This is a genomic window from Streptomyces sp. SID14515, assembly GCF_010548505.1.
GTDB classification, from domain to species: Bacteria; Actinomycetota; Actinomycetes; order Streptomycetales; family Streptomycetaceae; genus Streptomyces; species Streptomyces caviscabies.
The window spans coordinates 24,816-44,807 of record NZ_JAAGMH010000126.1 but is presented as its reverse complement, the minus strand read 5'-3'; the positions used below and the strand labels follow the sequence as shown (position 1 = coordinate 44,807).

Here is a 19,992-nt window from a genome sequence, read left to right as displayed (position 1 = left end):
CGGGTGGATGTGGTGCAGCCGGCGTTGTGGGCGGTGATGGTGTCGTTGGCTGAGGTGTGGCGGTCGTGTGGTGTGGTGCCTGGTGCGGTGGTGGGGCATTCGCAGGGGGAGATCGCGGCTGCGTGTGTGGCGGGTGTGTTGTCTTTGGAGGATGCGGCGCGTGTGGTGGCGTTGCGTAGTGGGTTGATCGGGAGGCGGTTGGCGGGTTCGGGGGGGATGGTTTCGGTTGGTGCTGGGTTGGTTGAGGTGGAGGGGTTGGTTGGTCGTTGGCCTGGGCGGTTGTCGGTTGCGGCGGTGAATGGTCCTGGGTCGGTGGTGGTGTCGGGGGATGTTGCTGCGTTGGAGGAGTTGCTCGGTGTGTGTGAGGCCGAGCGGGTTCGGGTGCGGCGGGTGTCTGTGGATTATGCGTCGCATTCTTCGCAGGTGGAGGCGCTTGAGTCGGAGTTGTTGGGTTTGTTGGAGGGGGTGGAGGCGCGGGATTCGGTGGTGCCGTTTTATTCCACGGTGACGGGTGGTTTGGTGGGTGGTGCGGAGCTTGGGGGTGATTATTGGTATCGGAATTTGCGGGAGCGGGTGTGTTTCCGGTCGGCGGTTGATGCTGTGCTGGAGCAGCGGTTCGGTGTGTTTGTGGAGGTGAGTCCGCATCCTGTGTTGGTTCCTGGTCTTGTCGAGGGTTTTGATGAGGCGGGGGTTGATGCGGTGGCGTTGGGTACGTTGCGTCGTGGTGAGGGGGGTTGGGATCGGGTTGTGGCCAGTGTGGCCGAGGCGTGGGTTCATGGGGTGGAGGTGGATTGGTCGTCGTTGGTGCCGGCGGGTCCGCGTGTTGATCTGCCTACCTATCCATTCCAACGCCAGCGCTATTGGCTCGACTCAGCGCCGATGGTCGCGACGGATGTCGCCGGCGCCGGGCTGAACTCCCCCGATCACCCGTTCCTGACTGCCGGCGTAGAACTGGCCGACTCGGACGGACTGGTGCTGACAGGCAGGCTCTCCCTGAAGTCCCAGCCCTGGCTGGCCGACCACACCGTGATGGGTACGACACTCCTGCCCGGCAGCGCATTCGCCGAGTTGGCTCTGTACGCCGCAGATCAAGTCGCCTGCTTCCAGATCGAGGAGCTTGCCCTGCAGGCCCCACTCGCGCTGCCGGAAACCGGCGCCGTCGACCTCCAGGTCAACGTAAGCGGTCCGGACGGATCCGGTCGGCGCAGCCTGACCATCTACTCCAAGGCCGCCGACTCCGTCGGCTCGTCCTGGACGCAGCACGCTGACGGCATGCTGAGCCAGGAAGAGCCGCCGGCCCCTGGTGAGCTCGTGGTCTGGCCCCCTGCCGGAGCGGATCCCGTGTCCCTCGACGGTCTCTATACGCGGATGACCGAGGCCGGAGTGGAGTTCGGTCCGGCCTTCCAAGGGCTGCGGCAGGTATGGCGCCGCGGGGACGAGGTGTATGCCGAGGTGCACCTTGCCGACCAGGAGCCGGGCTTCGGGATTCATCCGGCTCTGCTCGATTCGGCGCTGCACGCGGTCGGCGTCGGCCAGTTCTTCCCCGGAACCGCCGCTGGCCGACGGCCTTTTGCCTGGACGGGGGTCTCCCTTTTCGCCACCGGCGCATCGACCCTGCGCGTTCGCCTGGCCCTGGCCGGAGAGGACTCAATCTCGGTTCAGCTGGCCGATCACACCGGAGCACCGGTCGCCGCGGTGGAGTCACTCGTACTACGGGCCACATCGTCCGAGGAACTCCGGCCGGTTGCGCACCAGGACGCCACATACCACGTCGACTGGACGACTGTTGCCTTGCCGCAGATGCCGACGGAGCCACCTCAGAAGATCGCGGTGATAGGTCCGGTCCCGCCGGATGCCGGGCTCCCCAGCTACTCGAGTCCGGCCGCGTTGGCCGAAGCGATGGAGAGCAGTGGGGCGCGCCTGCCCGAAAAGGTGTTGGTCACCCAGGACGTAGATCGGGTGCTCGGGGCCCGAGAGGTCAGGGAGACCACTGAACGCCTTTTGAGTCTCATCCGGACCTGGCTCACCGATGAGCGGTTCGCAGAGTCTCAGCTCGTCGTCACAACGACAGGCGCTGTGGTCACCGGTGGCATGGACCCGGTCATCGACCTGAACGCAGCACCTCTGTGGGGCTTGCTCCGGTCCGCGCAAGCCGAGAATCCGGGCCGGTTCGTGCTGCTGGACGTGGATGAGCACGTGGACTCCTGGCGGGCCCTACCGGCGGCGCTTGTGACGGGGGAGCCGCAACTGGCCTTGCGTGCCGGTGTCATGCGGGTACCGCGGCTGGCCAGGTTGCAGCCCACGGCGCCGAAGGAGCCCCACGCTTGGGCAGACCCCGCCGGCAACGTGCTGGTGACCGGTGGCACCGGAGGACTCGGCGCGCTCGTGGCCCGCCACCTCGTCCTCCACCATGGCGTCAGTCGGCTTCTCCTCGTCAGCCGACAGGGGCCGAACGCGTCCGGTGCGACCGAGCTGCGCGACGAGCTTGCCGAGGCGGGGGCGGAGGTGACCATCGTCGCCTGCGATGTGGCGGACCGTGACGCGCTGGGCCGATTGCTCCACGAGCTGCCGGACGATCGTCCGCTGACAGCCGTGGTGCACTGTGCGGGTGTCTTCGACGACGGGCTGGTCTCCTCCCTCACCTCCGAACGAGTCGACCGCGTGTACCGGCCGAAGATCGACGCCGTGCTGAACCTGCACGACCTGACCGCCGGTCTTGAGATGACGGCGTTCGTGTTGTTCTCCTCGGTGGCGGGCACCTTCGGCGGTGGCGGGCAGGGCAACTACGCGGCGGCGAACGCGTTTCTCGATGCCTTCGCGCACTATCGGAGGGCCGCCGGCCTCCCCGCCACCTCACTGGTGTGGGGTTTGTGGGAGGAGCGCACCGGAATGGCGGGTCGGGTCGGTGAAGCACACCTGACCCGGGCCAGTGGACGAGGCGTCATGCCTATGTCGGCCGCTGAAGGGCTGGCTCGCCTCGACGCCGGGCTGGACACGGACCAGGCGGTGGTGCTGCCTGTCCAGCTGGATCTCGCGGCCCTGCGCGCCAAGGCCGCTTCCGGCACAGTTCCCGCGCTGTTGCGCGGCCTCGTCCGTGCGCCTGCTCGCCGCGTGGTGGGAAGCGGAGAGCAGGCCGTAGGGCTTAGCCAACGGCTTCAGGGCCTGACCGAGGCGGAGCGCCGCCAGGAGCTGCACGGCCTGGTAAAGGGGCAGGTGGCGGCGGTGCTTGGCTACCCCGACTCAAGCGCCGTCGATCCGGAGAAGCCCTTCCGTGAGCTCGGCTTCGACTCTCTGACCGCCGTCGAACTGCGCAACCGGCTGAGCGCGGTGACCGGGCTTCGGCTGCCGGTCACCGTGGTGTTCGACTATCCGCGGTTGGACGCCCTGGTCCGGTTGGTGCACGAGAGGCTGTTCCCGGGCGCTCGGCCGGAGCCGTCTGCGCCAGCAGCCGGGCTGCAACCGGTGGCTGATCGTAGCGACGAGATCAAGACGATGGATGCTGACGCCCTGATTCAGCTGGCACTGGGCGACGGCGGCGACACCGCCGCCACCGATCTCGGGCGGGGCTAGAACGATGACCTTGCGCACTTCCACAGACACGGTGACCGAGGCTTTGCGGGCATCACTGCTGAAGAACGAGCAACTGAGGCAGGAGAACGAACGGCTGGCTGCCGGTGCGACCGAACCGGTCGCGATCGTGGGTATCTCCTGCCGCTTTCCGGGAGGCGGGCGCGGCCCCGAGGCCCTGTGGGCACAGGTACGGGAGGGGGTGGACACCCTGTCCGCATTGCCCCGTGACCGCGGCTGGAACGTGCCTGAACCGAACGGGTACGTCGGGGGCTTCCTGGGCGATGCCGCCGACTTCGATCCGGCCTTCTTCGGTATATCCCCACGGGAAGCCCTGGCCATGGATCCCCAGCAGCGGCTGCTGCTGGAGACGGCGTGGGAGACGATCGAGCGTGCCGGAGTCGATCCCCGCTCCTTGAGGGAGACCCGCACCGGCGTGTATATCGGCGGCACTCCGCACGAATACGTCTCTGTTCTGGCCGCCAGCGAGGAGGCCGAGGGCTATCAGATAACGGGAGCATCGGGCAGCGTGCTGTCCGGCCGGATCGCGTACGTCCTCGGTCTTGAGGGACCCACGGTGACGATTGACACCGCATGTTCGTCCTCGTTGGTCGCCATTCATCTGGCGGTACAGGCGATACGGAACGGTGAATGCTCGCTGGCCCTGGCCGGTGGGGTGGCCGTGATGTCGACGCCGGGCACCTTTGGCGAGTTCTCCCGGCAGGGCGGCATGGCCGACGACGGTCGGTGCAAGGCATTCGCGGCCGCCGCCGACGGAACCGGTTGGGGCGAGGGCGTGGGGGTGCTGCTGCTGGAGCGGCTGTCCGAAGCCCAGCGCCGTGGGCGGCGGATTCTGGCCCTGATCCGCGGCAGCGCGGTCAACTCCGATGGCGCCAGCAACGGCTTGACGGCGCCGAACGGACCGGCTCAGCAGCGTGTCGTCCGTCAGGCTCTGGCCTCCGCAGGGCTGGCCCCGAACGATGTGGACGCTGTCGAGGCACATGGCACCGGCACCATGCTCGGCGACCCGATCGAGGCGCAGGCACTGATCGACACCTACGGTCAGGGCCGCCGGACGCCCTTGTGGCTGGGATCGGTGAAGTCCAACATCGGCCATACCCAGGCTGCTTCCGGCGTGGCCGGTGTCATCAAGATGGTGATGGCCATGCGCCATGGTGTGCTGCCGAAGACGCTGCACGTCGACGCGCCCACACCACACGTGGACTGGGCTGAGGGAGCCGTCCAGCTGTTGACCGAGAGCCGCCCGTGGCCGCGCATCGACCGACCGCGCCGGGCAGGTGTGTCCTCGTTCGGGATCAGTGGCACCAACGCGCATGTGATCCTGGAGGAAGCCCCGGAAGAGGCGGAGTCCGAGCCGGATGCCTCCGTATCGCTCCCCGCGGTTCCGGTCGTGCTGTCGGGCCGTTGCGAGCCCGCGCTCCGCGACCAGGCCGAGCGCGTGCGTGATCTTGTCCTGGCCGACCCGGAACTCAACCCCGTCGACCTCGCTTATTCGATGATCGCGTCGCGATCGGCCTGGGAACGCCGGGCCGCGGTGGTGGCTTCTGACCGGGATCAGCTATTGACCGGCCTGGAGGCAGTCGCCCGGGGCGAAGCGCGTGCCGGGGCGGTAGAGGGCCGAACGGGCAGCGGTTCGCTCGCCTTCCTGTTCGCCGGGCAAGGCTCGCAGCGGGCTGGCATGGGAGCCGAACTGTGCTCCGCGTACCCCGCCTTCTCCCGGGCTCTGGACGAGGTGGCGGCCCACCTGGACCCGCGTCTCGGCCATCCGCTGAAGGCCGTGCTGTGCGCGCCCGAAGGCACCCCGGAGGCGGCGTTGCTGGACCGGACCGCTTACACCCAGGCGGCTCTGTTCGCCTTCGAAGTGGCCCTGTACCAGTTGTTCGAATCTTGGGGAGTCACCCCCGACGTCCTGATCGGTCACTCGATCGGGGAGCTGAGCGCGGCGCACGCCGCCGGTGTGCTCTCTCTGCCGGATGCCTGCGCCCTGGTTACCGCCCGAGGTGCGCTTATGCAGGCCCTGCCCGCCGGAGGAGCCATGGTGGTGATCCGTGCACCTGAGGCTGAGGTGCTTCCCCTGCTGGGCGACCACGTCAGCCTGGCGGCGGTGAACGGACCGGACGCGGTGGTGATCTCCGGACGGGAGGACGCGGTTCTGGCAGTTGCTGACCGGTTCCCGAGGACCACACGGCTTCCGGTGAGCCACGCCTTCCACTCGCCCCTGATGGAGCCGATGCTGGAAGAGTTCGGTGCGGTCGCCCGGTCGGTGTCGTTCCACCCGCCCGAGATCCCGATCGTCTCCAACCTCACCGGTCGACTGGCCGATCCGAACGAACTGTGCACGCCGGAGTACTGGGTCCGCCACGTACGGGAGACCGTGCGGTTCGGTGACGGAATCCACGCGCTGGAAGCGGCCGGTGTCGGCACCGTGCTCGAACTGGGCCCTGATGGCCGGCTTGCCGGGACTGTCGCGGAGAACTGCCGTTCGGACGACCCGATAGCCGCGGTGGCGTCGGTGCGGTTCGACCGTCCGGAAGGCCCGGGCCTGATCGAGGCGTTGGCCCGGCTGCACGTGCACGGTGTGCCGGTCGACTGGGCGGCTGTCTTCGCCGGCAGCGATGCGCGGACCGTCGAGCTTCCGACGTACCCCTTCCAGGGACAGCGATTCTGGCTGGCCGCACCCGCCACGCCCGCGCCCGCCGCCGACACATTGTTCCGCCTGGACTGGGAGGAGGTGCGGGTGCCGGGCGGCAGTGGTGACGTGCCAACGGTACATACCGTTTCACACGGTGAACAGGACGAACCGACTCATGCCGCCGGTGCGGCCCTTGAACTGGTCCAAGGGTTGCTCGCAGCTGAACCGCAGGACGGTCCCATGCCGATCCTGCTCACTCGCGGTGCCGTAGGCGTACACGCGACGGACCTCGTCGATGTGTTCGGGGCGGCGGCGTGGGGCCTGTTGTGCGCGGCGCAGGCCGAGCACCCGGACCGATTCGTGCTGCTCGACGGCGACGGGACCGATCCTGACCCCGACGTACTGGCCGCGGCTGCGGCCAGTGGCGAATCACGGCTGGCGGTGCGCAAGGGCCACTTGTTCGCCCCCCGGGTGGTGCGGGCCGAGGGCGGCACGGGCGCTCCCCGCTCCTTCGACCCCCGAGGTACGGTCCTGGTCACCGGGGGCACCAGCGGACTGGGAGCTCTGGTGGCACGACATCTGGTCGCCCGGCACGAGGTCAGGCACCTGTTGCTGGTCAGCCGCCGCGGTGACACGGCCGACGGCGTCGGCGAACTCCGTGCCGAGCTTGCCGAAGCGGGCGCTGCTGTGACCGTTGTCGCGGGTGATGTCTCCGACCGGGAGACGCTACGTCGGCTGCTCGCGGCCGTCCCGTCTCAGCACCCTCTCACCGGGGTCATCCACTGTGCGGGCGTCGTGGACGACGGCGTGGTCGAAGCCCTGACACCTAACCGGATGCGACGTGTGCTCGCTCCCAAGGCGGACGCGGCCCTGCACCTGGACGAGTTGACCCGCGACACCGACCTCTCCGCCTTCGTGCTGTTCTCCTCCGCCGCCGCCATTCTCGGTGGTGCCGGCCAGGGCAACTATGCTGCGGCGAACGCCTGCCTGGACGCGCTGGCCCAGCGGCGCCACGCGGAGGGCAAGCCCGCGGTGTCACTGGCCTGGGGGCTGTGGGCTGAGGAGACCGGGATGACCGGGCGGCTCAGCCAGACGGAACGCTCGCGGATAGCCAGGTCCGGGGTGCTTGGCCTGACCACTACGGAAGGTCTGTCGCTGTTCGATACGGCCCTGGCCTGTTCCGATGCGGTGCTGCTTCCGGTGAAGTTCGCGCCCGGGCTCCTGCAGACTCCCGCCGACCTCTTGCCGCGGTTGTTGCGGCCGTTGGCCTCGGTCCCGGCAGGAACAGGCGAGCGCGCGGAGGACTTCAGCGAGCGGCTCGCGGGTCTTTCCGGACTGGAGCGAGAACGGGCCGTTCTGGCGCTGGTCCGAAACCATGCCGCAGCCGTGCTCGGCCACGCATCGGACGACCAGGTGGAGGCGGAGCGCGGATTCCTCGAACTCGGTCTCAACTCACTCGGCGCCGTCGACCTGCGCAACAGTCTGGGCACCGTTACGGGACTGAGCCTCCCGGCCACCTTGATGTTCGACCACCCCACTCCGTCGGCGCTGGCCCAGCATCTGCTGGACCGGCTGATAGGAGAGAGCACCTCGTCCACCGCAGCCCCGGTGCTGCGCCAGCTCGACGAGATCGCTGACCGACTGTCCGAACTCGATCCACAGGTGGAGCTGGCCGCGACGGTCACGGCCCGACTGCGGGCTCTGCTGGCGGACTGGTCCGACCGGCAGGTGACCGGCTCATCCGATGACGCTCCTGACTTCGAAGCCGCCACGGCGGGAGAGATGTTCGAGTTCATCAACAAGGACCTGGGACTCAGTTGACTACCACGCGAGGGTGTTCTCCCCGATGACGAATGAACAGAAGCTTCTGAATTACCTCAAGTTGGTCACCACCGAGCTGGGTCAGACCCGTACCCGGCTGGAGCAGGTCGAGGCGGAGCGCCGCGAGCCCATCGCCATTGTCGCCATGAGCTGCCGTTACGCGGGCGGCGTCGAATCTCCGGAAGACCTGTGGCAGCTGCTCGCCGAGAGGCGTGACGCGATCACCGGGTTTCCCGAGGACCGGGGCTGGGATCTGGACGACCTGCACGCGGCCGACCCCGGGCGCCGCCTCGGTGGCGGATTCCTGCACCGAGCCGCCGACTTCGACCCCGAGTTCTTCGGCATCTCCCCACGTGAAGCCCTTTCGATGGACCCACAGCAGCGCCTGCTGCTGGAGGTGGCGTGGGAGGCCTTCGAACGAGCCGGAGTCGACCCCGCATCGGTCCGCGGCAGCAGTACCGGTGTCTTCGCCGGAGTCAACTTCAGTGACTACGCGACCAGGCTCCAGTCTGTGCCGGAGAGCGTGGAGGGCTATCTGGGCATCGGTAGTTCGGCCAGTGTGGCATCGGGCCGGATCGCGTACGTGCTGGGACTGGAAGGGCCGGCGGTGACCGTGGACACCGCGTGCTCCTCGTCACTGGTGGCCCTGCACCTGGCCGTTCAGTCGTTGCGAGGCGGTGAGACATCGCTGGCCCTGGCAGGCGGAGTCGCCGTCATGTCGACGCCGGGATCGTTCGTGGAGTTCTCCCGACAGGGCGGGCTGGCCCCCGACGGAAGATGCAAGGCGTTCGCCGACGCGGCCGACGGCACCGGCTGGGGTGAAGGAGCAGGTCTGCTGCTGCTGGAGCGCCTGTCCGACGCACGGCGTCGCGGACATCCGGTGCTCGCGGTCATCCGAGGAAGTGCGGTCAACCAGGACGGTGCGTCCAGCGGGCTCACCGCACCCAACGGGCCGTCCCAGCAGCGCGTCATCCGGCAGGCACTGGCCAACGCCGAACTGGCGCCATCCGATATCGACGCCGTCGAAGCACACGGCACCGGAACCGTGTTGGGTGATCCGATCGAGGCACAGGCCCTGCTGGCGGCCTACGGGCAGGATCGGCCGACGCCCCTGTGGCTGGGGTCCGTCAAATCGAACATCGGGCACACGCAGGCCGCAGCCGGGGTGGCCGGCGTGATCAAGATGGTGCAGGCGATGCGGCACGACACGCTGCCGCCGACGCTTCACGTGGACCGGCCCTCCGCTCATGTGGACTGGTCGGCCGGGTCGGTGGAGGTGCTGACCGAGTCCCGTCCCTGGCCTCGCACCGATCGTGCACGCCGGGCTGGAGTGTCGTCGTTCGGGGTCAGCGGAACCAACGCGCACCTGATTGTGGAGGAGCCGCCGGCACCGGCTGCCACGGATCCTTCGGCGAGCACACCACCACTGCAGGTGGCCTCGGTCCCATGGGTGGTCTCCGGTTCTGGTGACGCACCCTTGCGGGAGCAGGCCGCCCGGTTGCGGGATGCAACGAACGGGTTGGACCCGGTGGACGTGGGCTGGTCCCTGGCCGTCGGCCGTGCGCACCTCTCACACCGCGCTGTCGTCATGGACGCGACCGGGCTGGACGTGGTGGCGCAGTCGGGTTCGGCACCAGGCGTGATCGAAGGCGCAGCTGCTCCGAAGCCCCGGGTGGCTTTCGTCTTCCCCGGCCAGGGCGCGCAGTGGACCGGCATGGCCGTGGAACTGTTGGACTCCTCACCGGTGTTCGCCCGGCAGATCGATGCGTGCGCCGAGGCACTGGCGCCGCACGTCGATTGGTCGTTGCCGGAAGTTCTGCGCACGGCGTCGGATGACGCCTGGCTTGAGCGGGCCGATGTCGTACAGCCCGTGCTCTGGGCCGTCATGGTCTCCCTTGCCGAACTGTGGAAGGCCTGCGGGGTCTCGCCGGTCGCGGTCGCCGGGCACAGCCAAGGTGAAATCGCGGCGGCGTGTGTGGCCGGAGCACTGTCGCTGGACGACGGCGCCCGCATCGTAGCGCTGCGCAGCAAGCTGATCGTCCGGAAACTGTCCGGCCAGGGCGGAATGGCGTCGGTTGCGCTCCCCCTCGAGGAGGTGCGCAAACGCCTGGAGCACCGGGAGGACCTGCTGTCTGTGGCGGCCGTGAACGGGCCCTCCTCGGTCGTTGTGTCCGGCGCGCCAGATGCACTGGATGAACTCGTGGCTGCATGTGAGGCGGACGGAGTACGGGCCCGCCGCGTGGCGGTCGACTACGCCTCCCATTCGCCCCAGGTGGACCAGGTCCGCGACGAGCTGCTTGGGGTGCTGGAGGAGGTGTCACCGGCAGCGACCGAAGTGGCGTTCTTCTCCGCAGTCACCGGAGGCATGCTGGATCCGACCGGTCTCGACGCGGAGTACTGGTACCGGAATCTGCGGCAGACCGTGGAATTCGAGCAGACGACCCGGTCCCTCCTGGAGCACGATTGCACGCTGCTGATCGAGATGAGTCCGCACCCGGTGCTGGTTCCGGCCGTGCAGGACACCCTGGACGATTCCGTCGGTGAGACGGTGATCCTGGGATCACTGCGGCGAGGGGACGGCGGGCCACAACGGTTCGCGACAGCGCTGGCGCAGGCGTGGGTGCACGGGGCACCGGTCGAGTGGGCGAGCCTGGCAACCGGAGGACGGTGGGTAGAGCTGCCCACCTACGCCTTCCAGCGAAAGAGGTACTGGCTGGAAGGGCCTACGGGCCGACCGCGAGCGACGGACGCGTGGCGCTACCGGGTGGAGTGGAAGCCGCTGCGTACACCACAGGGAAAACTCTCGGGCCGGTGGCTTCTGGCCGGACCGGATGATGAGATCCTGTCGGCGATGGCCGACGCCGATGTCGTCCAACTGCCCATGGACGGCACAGCCGAACGAGCCTCCCTCGCGGAGAAACTGCGTGGACTGGCGGCTGAGCACGGCGCTTTTGCCGGAGTGGTGCACCAGGCGGGCCTCAACCCTCGAACGTCGCTGGTGCTGGTTCAGGCGCTCGGCGATGCCGGTGTGGACGCGCCCGTCTGGCTGCTCACCCGCGGTGCCGTATCGGCCACCGCCGAGGACGCGGTAACTGCCGAACGGGCCCAGGTATGGGGCCTGGGCCTCGTGGCCGGGCTCGAATGTCCGGACCGGTGGGGAGGCATGATCGACCTGCCCCAGACCCTCGACGAGAAGACCGCGGCACGACTCGCCGCCGTCCTCGCGGCGGCCGACGGTGAGGACCAACTGGCGCTGCGGGAACAAGGCGTACTGGTGCGCCGGCTCGTGCGGGCACCTTCGCGGGAAGGTGCCCCGCACCGGGAGTGGCGTCCGCGTGGCACGGTGCTGATCACAGGTGGGACCGGAGCCGTTGGTGGGCACATCGCCCGGTGGGCGGCCGGCAACGGTGCCGACCACGTGGTGGTGACCAGCCGCCGCGGCCCGGCAGCGGCGGGCATCGCCGACCTGGAGGCCGATTGCGCGGCCGCCGGCTGCAGGCTGACAGTGGTGTCCTGTGACGTGGCGGACCGCGACGCCGTGGCACGGCTGCTGGCTGACGTCGGGCCGGTCACCTCGGTGTTCCACGCCGCAGGGGTGAGCCGGTACGGGACCTTGCCCGACCTCGGCCTGGACGAGTACGACGACGTGGTCGCGGCCAAGGCGTCCGGAGCGCAGCACCTGCATGAGCTGTTGGCAGATCAGGAGCTCGACGCCTTCGTGCTCTTCTCCTCCGGAGCCGCCATATGGGGCAGTGCAGGGCAGGCGGCGTACGCCGCGGCCAACGCCTTCCTGGACGGCCTGGCGCAGCAGCGCAGACACGAAGGCAGGACGGCGACCTCGATCGCCTGGGGCGGTTGGTCCGGCGGAGGCATGCTCGGATGTGAAGCCGAGCGAGAGTTGCGGCGGCGCGGGGTGGGTGCGATGGCGCCGCACGCAGCGATGCAGGTCCTGCAGCAGGCGCTCGACGATGACGAGACGACGCTGACGGTGGCCAGCATGGACTGGGAACGGTTCGCCCCGGCGTACACCATGGCCCGCCGTCGGCCGCTGATCGACGAGATCGCCGAAGCAGCCGGTGCGGCGGCCGAAACCGCCGATGCGGCAGCGAATCCACAGGCGGAGGGGATGCGACGGCGGCTGGCGGAATCGTCCGACCCGGAGCAGGCGATCCTGGACGTGGTGCGGGCCGAAGCGGCAGTCGTACTCGGTCACCACAGTGCTGTGGAACTCCATGCCCGTAAGCCCTTCCGCGATCTGGGCTTCGATTCGGTCATGGCGGTGGAATTCCGTAATCGGCTCACGGCGATGACCGGACTGAAACTGCCCGGCGCAGTGGTGTTCGACTATCCCACTCCGTTCGAGCTCGCCCGCCACCTCTTGGACTCGTTGACGGACCGCGAGGCCGGCCTGGCACCGGTGGTCGCCACGGGGAAGAGCGATGAGCCGATAGCGATCGTAGGCATGGCGTGCCGTTTTCCCGGCGGCGTGGGCTCTCCCGATGACCTGTGGGATCTGGTGACCGCGGGCACCGACGCGATGGGGCCGTTTCCCGCCGACCGTGGCTGGAATGCCGAAGGAATCGGCGGATTTGTGCACGACGTGACCGAATTCGACCCGGCGTTCTTCGGGATCTCACCGCGCGAGGCAATGGCGATGGATCCGCAGCAGCGCCTGCTCCTGGAAGTGTCCTGGGAAGCGCTGGAGCGGGCCGGCATTGATCCGACCGGCCTCAAGGGCAGTCCGACCGCCGTCATGGCCGGCGCGTCCGCGGTCGATTACGCCGCGCTGGTCGCCAATTCGACGCACGGCGATGACGGCTTCGCGATGAGCGGCAACTCCGGCAGCATCATCTCCGGCCGTATCTCCTACACCCTCGGCCTGGAAGGACCGGCGCTGACCATCGACACCGGCTGCTCCTCGGCCCTGGTCGCGCTGCACACCGCAGCCGGTTCGCTGCGCAGCGGGGAATGCTCCCTCGCCCTGGCCGGCGGGGTGGCGGTGATGGCGACCCCGGTGGCCTTCGCCGAGTTCGAACGGCAGGACGGCCTGGCCGGCAACGGCCGCTGCAAGGCGTTCTCCGATGACGCCGACGGCACAGGATGGGGCGAGGGCGCAGGCATGCTCGTCCTGGAACGCCTCAGCGACGCGCGACGCAATCATCACCCCGTCCTGGCGGTGATCCAGGGCAGCGCCGTCAACCAAGATGGCGCTTCCAACGGCATCACCGCCCCCAACGGTCCGTCCCAGCAGCGCGTCATCCGCCAAGCGGTGGCCAACGCCCAACTTACGCCGCATGACATCGATGTGGTCGAAGCGCACGGCACCGGCACTCGGCTTGGCGATCCGATCGAGGCCCAGGCACTGCTGGCGACCTACGGCCAGGACCGGGAACACCCGCTCTGGCTCGGTTCGGTCAAGTCGAACATCGGGCACACCCAAGCCGCTGCCGGCGCAGCCGGAGTGATCAAGATGGTCCAGGCGCTGCGTCACGGAGTGCTCCCGCGGACCCTGCACGTCGAAGAACCATCCCGACACGTCGACTGGGCCGCCGGGTCGGTCGAGCTCCTCACCGAACAACGACTGTGGCCGGACACCGGCCGGCCCCGGCGTGCCGGCGTCTCCGCCTTCGGTATCAGCGGCACCAACGCCCACCTCATCCTCGAACAGGCGCCTGTGTCCCCGGAGCCCGAGGCCGACACCGATGCCCCGATCCCACCGATCCTGCTGTCCGCCCGCACCCCTGGAGCACTGCGGGCGCAGGCCCGCGAACTGCTTGCCCACCTTGGCGACCGTCCCGCTGCACCCCTCCGCGCGCTAGCCCGGTCCCTGGCCGTAGGCCGCGCCGGGTGGGAGCACCGTGCGGCTGTCGTCACTCCGGACCGTGAGGCTCTGCGCAGAGCACTGACCGGACTGGCTGAGGGCCGAGCCGAACCTGAGCTGATCCGAGGCAGGGCCGGGGAAGGCCGCCTGGCCATGCTGTTCTCCGGCCAAGGTGCACAACGCGCCGGAATGGGCAAGGAGCTGTACGCACAGCTCCCCGCCTTCGCCGCGGCTCTGGACGCGGTCTGCGCGGAGCTGGATCCGCGCCTGCGCACGGTGCTGTTCGCGCCGGAGGATTCACCGGACGGGCTTCTGCTCCACCGGACGGGATACGCGCAACTCGGTCTGTTCGCCGTCGAGGTCGCCCTGTTCCGGCAGCTGGAGTCCTGGGGAGTCCGGCCGGACTACGTGCTCGGCCATTCGGTCGGTGAGATCGCGGCGGCACACGTGTCCGGCATTCTGAGCCTGGCGGACGCCGCTGCCCTCGTCAGCGCCCGAGCACGCCTCATGCAGGAGCTTCCGTCCGGCGGTGCGATGCTCGCTGCGCAAGCCGGTGAGGCCGAGGTGGCGGAGCTGCTGGACGCACATGGCCACGAATTGAGCTTGGCTTCGGTGAACGGCCCCCGGGCGGTCGTGCTGTCCGGGACGGCCGCCGCTGTGGCGGCCGCAGAGGCCATCCTCAGTGGGCAGGGAAAACGGACCAAGCGCCTGCGGGTGAGCCATGCCTTCCACTCCGCGCTGATGGAGCCGATGCTCGCCGACTTCACCGAGACACTGACTGGGCTCTCGTTCGCACCTCCCCGCATCCCGATCGTGTCCAACCTGACCGGTCTGCTCGCGGACGACCATATGGCCACCCCGGACTACTGGGTCGAACACGTGCGCCGCACGGTGCGGTTCGCCGACGGCGTCGCCACCCTCGCGCAACGGGGTGTGACCACCTACCTGGAGGTCGGCCCTGACGGCACCCTCACAGCACTCGCCGAGGAGTGCGTCCCGTCCCCGGAAGCTCACCGTTTCACGGCCGCGCAGCGCCGGGGACGACCGGAGGCAGATGCCCTGTTCACGGCACTGGGCCACCTGTACACCGTCGGCACCGCCATCGACTGGCCGTCCGTCCACCAGACCACCGGTCACCTGGTGGACCTGCCGACCTACCCGTTCCAGCACCAGCGGTTCTGGCCCAGCGTTCGTCCGGGCGGTACGGCCGACCTGAACGCCGTAGGACTGGCCGCGGACGGGCACCCGCTGCTCGGGGCCGCTGTGGCGCTGCCGGACTCGGGAGGGCTCCTTCACACCGGCAGGCTGTCGGTGGACGGCCAGCCCTGGCTGGTCGGCCACGCGGTGGGCGGCCGGCCGCTGCTTCCCGGAACCGCGTACGTGGACATGGTGCTGCACGTCGGCGCCCAAGCGGGGTGCGACCGTATCGACGAACTGACCCTGGAGGCTCCGCTGCTCCTGCCCGAGCACGGTGGCACAGCGATCCAGGTCGCACTCGGTGCACCGAACGAGTCGGGCCGCCGTCCGGTCACCGTGCACGCCCAGCTGGATTCCACAGGCCCGGAGCAGTCCTGGCAGCGCCTGGCGGCAGGCACGCTCAGCGCGGCTCCCGCAGAGGCTCCCGCCGACGCCGGACTGGCCAGCTGGCCGCCGCCAGGGGCCGTGCAACTGCCGATCGAGGGCGGGTACGAGCGTTTCGCCGCGTGGGGGCTGGAGTACGGGTGGCCGTTCACAGCAGTGCGGTCGCTGTGGCGCCGGGACACGGAGCTGTTCGCCGAGCTTCAGCTGGACAGCGTAGATGTGTCCGGCTACGGACTGCATCCGGCGCTCCTGGACGCGGCCTTGCAGGCACTCGGTCTGGATCCGGCTGCCACCGAAGCGGCGGGGGTCCCTTTCACCTGGTCCGGAGTCACACTCCATGCCACGGGTGCCACGGCATTGAGGGCCCGGCTCACCTCCGGTGACAACGGCCTCAGGGTTGACCTGGCCGACAATGCGGGTGGTCCGGTCGCCACGGTCCAGTCCCTGGCACTGCGCCCGATGTCGGCGGAACACGTCTCTTCGGCGGCAAGACAGGGCTCCTTGCTCCAATTGGAGTGGGTCCCGGTTCCGGCTGCGGCAGCGCCCGCGACACCCGAACCCTGGGTGTTCCTCGGCTCGGGCCTTCTGCCCCCCGGGCTGCCGCTGGTCCAATACGACGATCTCCGCGACATGGCGCGTGCGGTGAAGGCCGGCATGGCGCCGCCGCCTGTGGTCGTGCTGCCCTGCGCCGGCTCCGGTGCCCAGCCTCCGGCGACTGTCGATGCCGCCACTCAGCAGGCTCTGAAGGCAATTCAGGAGTGGCTGGCCGATGGCGTATTCGACCGCTCCCGGCTAGTGGTGGTTACCCGCGGGGCGGTCGGGGACATCCAGGACCTGGCCGCTGCCGCGGTGTGGGGGCTGGTTCGCACGGCCCAGTCCGAGCATCCGGGCCGGATCATCCTGGTGGATCTCGACTCCGACAGCCACCGGGCCTTGCCCGCGGCCGTGGCGACCGCGTGCGCCGTCGACGAGCCGCAGATAGCCGTACGCGACAATGTGCTGCTGGTGCCCCGGCTGCTCCCGGTCCGGGCGACCGCCGCATCCGCACAGCCGGTCTGGGACCCGGCCGGTGCGGTGCTGGTGACCGGCGCGACGGGTGCCCTGGGAAGGCACATCGCCCGGCATCTGGTGAGCCGGCACGGCGTGCGGCACCTCCTGCTGGCGAGCCGCAGCGGCCGTGCTGCGGAGGGTGCGACCGAACTGCTCGTGGAGCTTGCCGAGCTGGGCGCCCGCGTCGACCTTGTGGCCTGTGACGTGGCCGATCGCGAGGCACTGGCCCAACTGCTGAGCGATTGCCCGGTGACCGCCGTGGTGCACGTGGCCGGTGTACTGGATGACGGTGTGATCACCGAGCTCAAGCCTGACCAGGTGGCGAGGGTGCTGCGTCCGAAAGTCGACGCAGCTTGGAACCTGCATGAGCTCACCCAGGATCTCGATCTCACGGACTTCGTGCTCTTCTCCTCGATGTCCGGTGTGATGGGCAACCCGGGGCAGGGCAACTACGCTGCGGCCAACACCTTCCTGGACGGCCTGGCCGCCTACCGCCGTCTTCGTGGCCTGCCGGCTCGCTCGCTGGCCTGGGGGATGTGGGACACCGATGGCGGAATGGCCGGCGATCTGGCGTCCCGCGGATCTTCCCGCGGTCCGGCGGCCTTGTCACCGGACGAGGCGCTGGACCTGTTCGACCGCGCACGGACGGTGGACGCGTCGCTGATTGTCCCGGTCCGGCTGAATCTGTTGCCGGGAGTGCCGAACACCGGAGGGACGGTGCCGGTGATGTTCCGCGGCGCGAGTGCCCTCAGGCGTGCGGCGGCCCCCGATGTTCAGGCCGAGGATGCCGCCGTGCGGGAGCGGCTGGTGGGGCTGACCGGATCTGAGCAGCGCGATGTCCTGCTGGACCTGATCCGAACAGAGGCTGCCCGTGTACTCGGGCACCCCGGACCGGAGGCGATCGCCGAGGCGGCCTCCTTCACCGAGCTCGGCTTCGACTCGCTGATGTCCGTGGAACTGCGCAACCGCCTGGACACCGTTACAGGCCTCAGGCTGCCCGCGACGATGATCTTCGATCACCCCACCTTCACCGTCCTGGCGGATGAGCTCGTGGTCAGTCTGGGACCGACTCTGCCGGACTCCGATCCGAAGCCGGTACCGAACGGGATCGCTGACCTCTACCGGAGCGCCTGTGAGCAGGGCAAGTTCGAGGAGGGCCGCATCCTGCTGAATGTCGCGTCCCGGCTTCGTCCCACCTTCACGGCACCCGACGGGGTGGCCGGCTCCACCGAGCTGGTCCGGTTGCGTGCCGGGGCAGGGCAGGGCCCGGCCCTGCTTTGTCTGCCCTCGCCGACGGTATTCGGGGGAATCCACGAGTTCACCCATCTGGCGACCGCATTCCGCGGTGACCATGACCTGTGGACTCTGTCGTACCCAGGCTTCGTGACCGGGGAGCCGATACCAGCTGATATGGATGCGTTGGTCGGCTACTTGCACGGCATCGTGCGGCGTGACCTTGGTGACACGCCGTTCGTGCTGGTCGGACGCTCCTCGGGTGGAAGCATCGCGCACATGCTCGCGACCCGACTGGAGCAGGAGGGCGCGGCACTTCGCTCTCTGGTCCTGCTGGACACGTACGAGCCGGGCAGCGAACAGACCGACTACATCCTGCCCGCGCTGGAATCGACAGCGCTCGAGGACGAGCGCAAGGTCGGTCCGATGAACGACACCCGACTGACCGCGATGGCCGGATACTTCGGTCTCTTCGCCGATTGGCGGCCCCGGGAGCTGACTGCGCCGACTCTCTTGGTCCGCGCCTCGGAGCGGGCAGGAACACTGGAGGGCCCAGCGGTGCCTCCCGAGAGCTGGCAGGCGGTCTGGTCCTTGCGGCACACCGCGATCGACGTACCGGGCGACCATTTCACCTTGCTGATGGAGCACGCCGAGCAGACCGCCGCAGCCATTCAAGGATGGCTGCGGGAAGACGGTTCGGAGGCGTCATAGGTGACTCAACCGACTAGTGGAACGGAGAAGGACGCAGTGCTGACTGAAGACACGGTCATCAAAGAGCTACTGGCGAAGGACCTCGACAGCTGGACCCGACGCGTGGTCCGCCGTCACTTCGACCCCGTGACCGGCAGTCCCTACTGGCTGCGACGGGCGGCCGGCTTGTCGTTCGACCCGAGGGACATCACTCGCTACGAAGAACTGTCCGCCTTCGGACCGTTCCAGCTGGAGGAACTACGCACGCTGGATCCCGCCGAACTCGTGCCGCAAGCCGTACCACGCCCGCTGGCAGGGAAGATATGGGAGTCCGGAGGCACTACCGGCACCCCTTGCCGTGTGCACTACACCGAGCCGATGCTGCGGAACCGGGCGGACTGGCTTCGCTGGGCGTTGCCTCGGGAGGGTTTTCAGCGGGGGCGAAGCTGGTTGCAGGCGACTCCGACGGGGCCGCATCTGGTCGGCAACCGAGGGTGGCATCTTGCGGAGCACTACGAGTCCCGGGTGTACGGGGTCGACTTCGACCCGCGCTGGGTCAAGAGGCTGGTCCGGGCAGGCCGGATGAAGGAGGTCCAGGAGTACACCGACCACATCCTGGAGCAGATCACATTGATCTTGCGCACGCAGCCGGTCGACTATCTGATGATCACTCCTGCTCTGTTCCAGACACTGATCCGCAAGCACCCGGAACTCGTCGCAGAGCTGAAGGGGGCCCGCATCAGCGGAACTCATGTCACCCCCGCCATGTACAAGTCGTTCGTGGCGGCGATGCCCGATGCGCCGGTGGTCCCCATGTATGGCAATACCTTCGGTAATGCACTCGCCCTGCCCGTGCTCGACCAGGGCGGCCTCATGCCGTACATATCGACGTATCCGCAGGTTACCCACAGTGTGGTGGACCCCGGTGACTGGACTCGTCCGGTGGAGTACGGCCGGAGCGGGCAGGTTCGGCTGACTGTGCTGCACGATGACCTGTTCGTGCCGAACATACTGGAGAGGGACGCGGCCATACGGTATGACACAGGCACCGAGTGGCCGTGGGACGGCGTGGCCAACGTGCAGCCACTGCAAAGTCTGCGAACCGTGCCGGAGGGGATCTACTGAGTGAGCCAGCCCGGCCGGAGGGTGTCCGGTAGATCGTGACCGGGGTCAGGACGTCTGGCGCTTCCCCGAGCTCTCGGCTTCGCTCGAGCAGGGGAGGCCCCATCCCTCGCTGCGTCGCCGGAACGTCCGAATCGCTCCGCGATGAGGGCGCTCCGGCGCCTTGCGATGCACCGCACCGGACGCCGCGCCCTTTGCGGGCCCTGGTCCACCGGACGCCCTCTACAGGGCCTGTCTGGCAATTCCCGTCTGTCTCACGGCGCCATGCACGCACTCGCGCCGCCACCGACCTCAGACCCGAGTACGCGCCCGGTACAAGGGCCTGGGGCCGGCACGCCGAGAGCGCGCACCGGACGCCGCGCGGCCGCCCTGCGGGCGACGACGCGAATGGCCAGACAGGCCCTGGCGCGGTGGGCCGTGCTGGTCGGGAGACCGCGCTCTCCGCTGAAGGGCT

Annotated in this window: 4 protein-coding genes; all 4 read left to right on the top strand. The window is 68.9% G+C overall.

Translation table 11 applies throughout. The features are described from left to right. Positions 1 to 3 precede the first annotated feature (3 nt). The 4 genes from G3I54_RS30190 to G3I54_RS30175 are packed head-to-tail and all read left to right on the top strand — an operon-like array spanning position 4 to position 19,541. Complete coding sequence (locus tag G3I54_RS30190) at positions 4 to 3,570, top strand: type I polyketide synthase (RefSeq protein ID WP_343240471.1); 3,567 nt, start codon at positions 4 to 6, stop codon at positions 3,568 to 3,570. 4 nt (positions 3,571 to 3,574) lie between these two features. Beyond that, positions 3,575 to 8,041 (top strand): type I polyketide synthase, encoded by a 4,467-nt coding sequence (locus G3I54_RS30185; RefSeq protein WP_164619151.1) that lies wholly within the window; start codon positions 3,575 to 3,577, stop codon positions 8,039 to 8,041. Positions 8,042 to 8,066: 25 nt separating this feature from the next. Beyond that, positions 8,067 to 18,437: a type I polyketide synthase gene (locus G3I54_RS30180; protein ID WP_164619149.1), complete on the top strand. Its 10,371-nt coding sequence runs from the start codon at positions 8,067 to 8,069 to the stop codon at positions 18,435 to 18,437. A 36-nt stretch (positions 18,438 to 18,473) separates the two neighbouring features. Beyond that, complete coding sequence (locus tag G3I54_RS30175) at positions 18,474 to 19,541, top strand: arylcarboxylate reductase (protein WP_164619147.1); 1,068 nt, start codon at positions 18,474 to 18,476, stop codon at positions 19,539 to 19,541. Positions 19,542 to 19,992 lie beyond the last annotated feature (451 nt).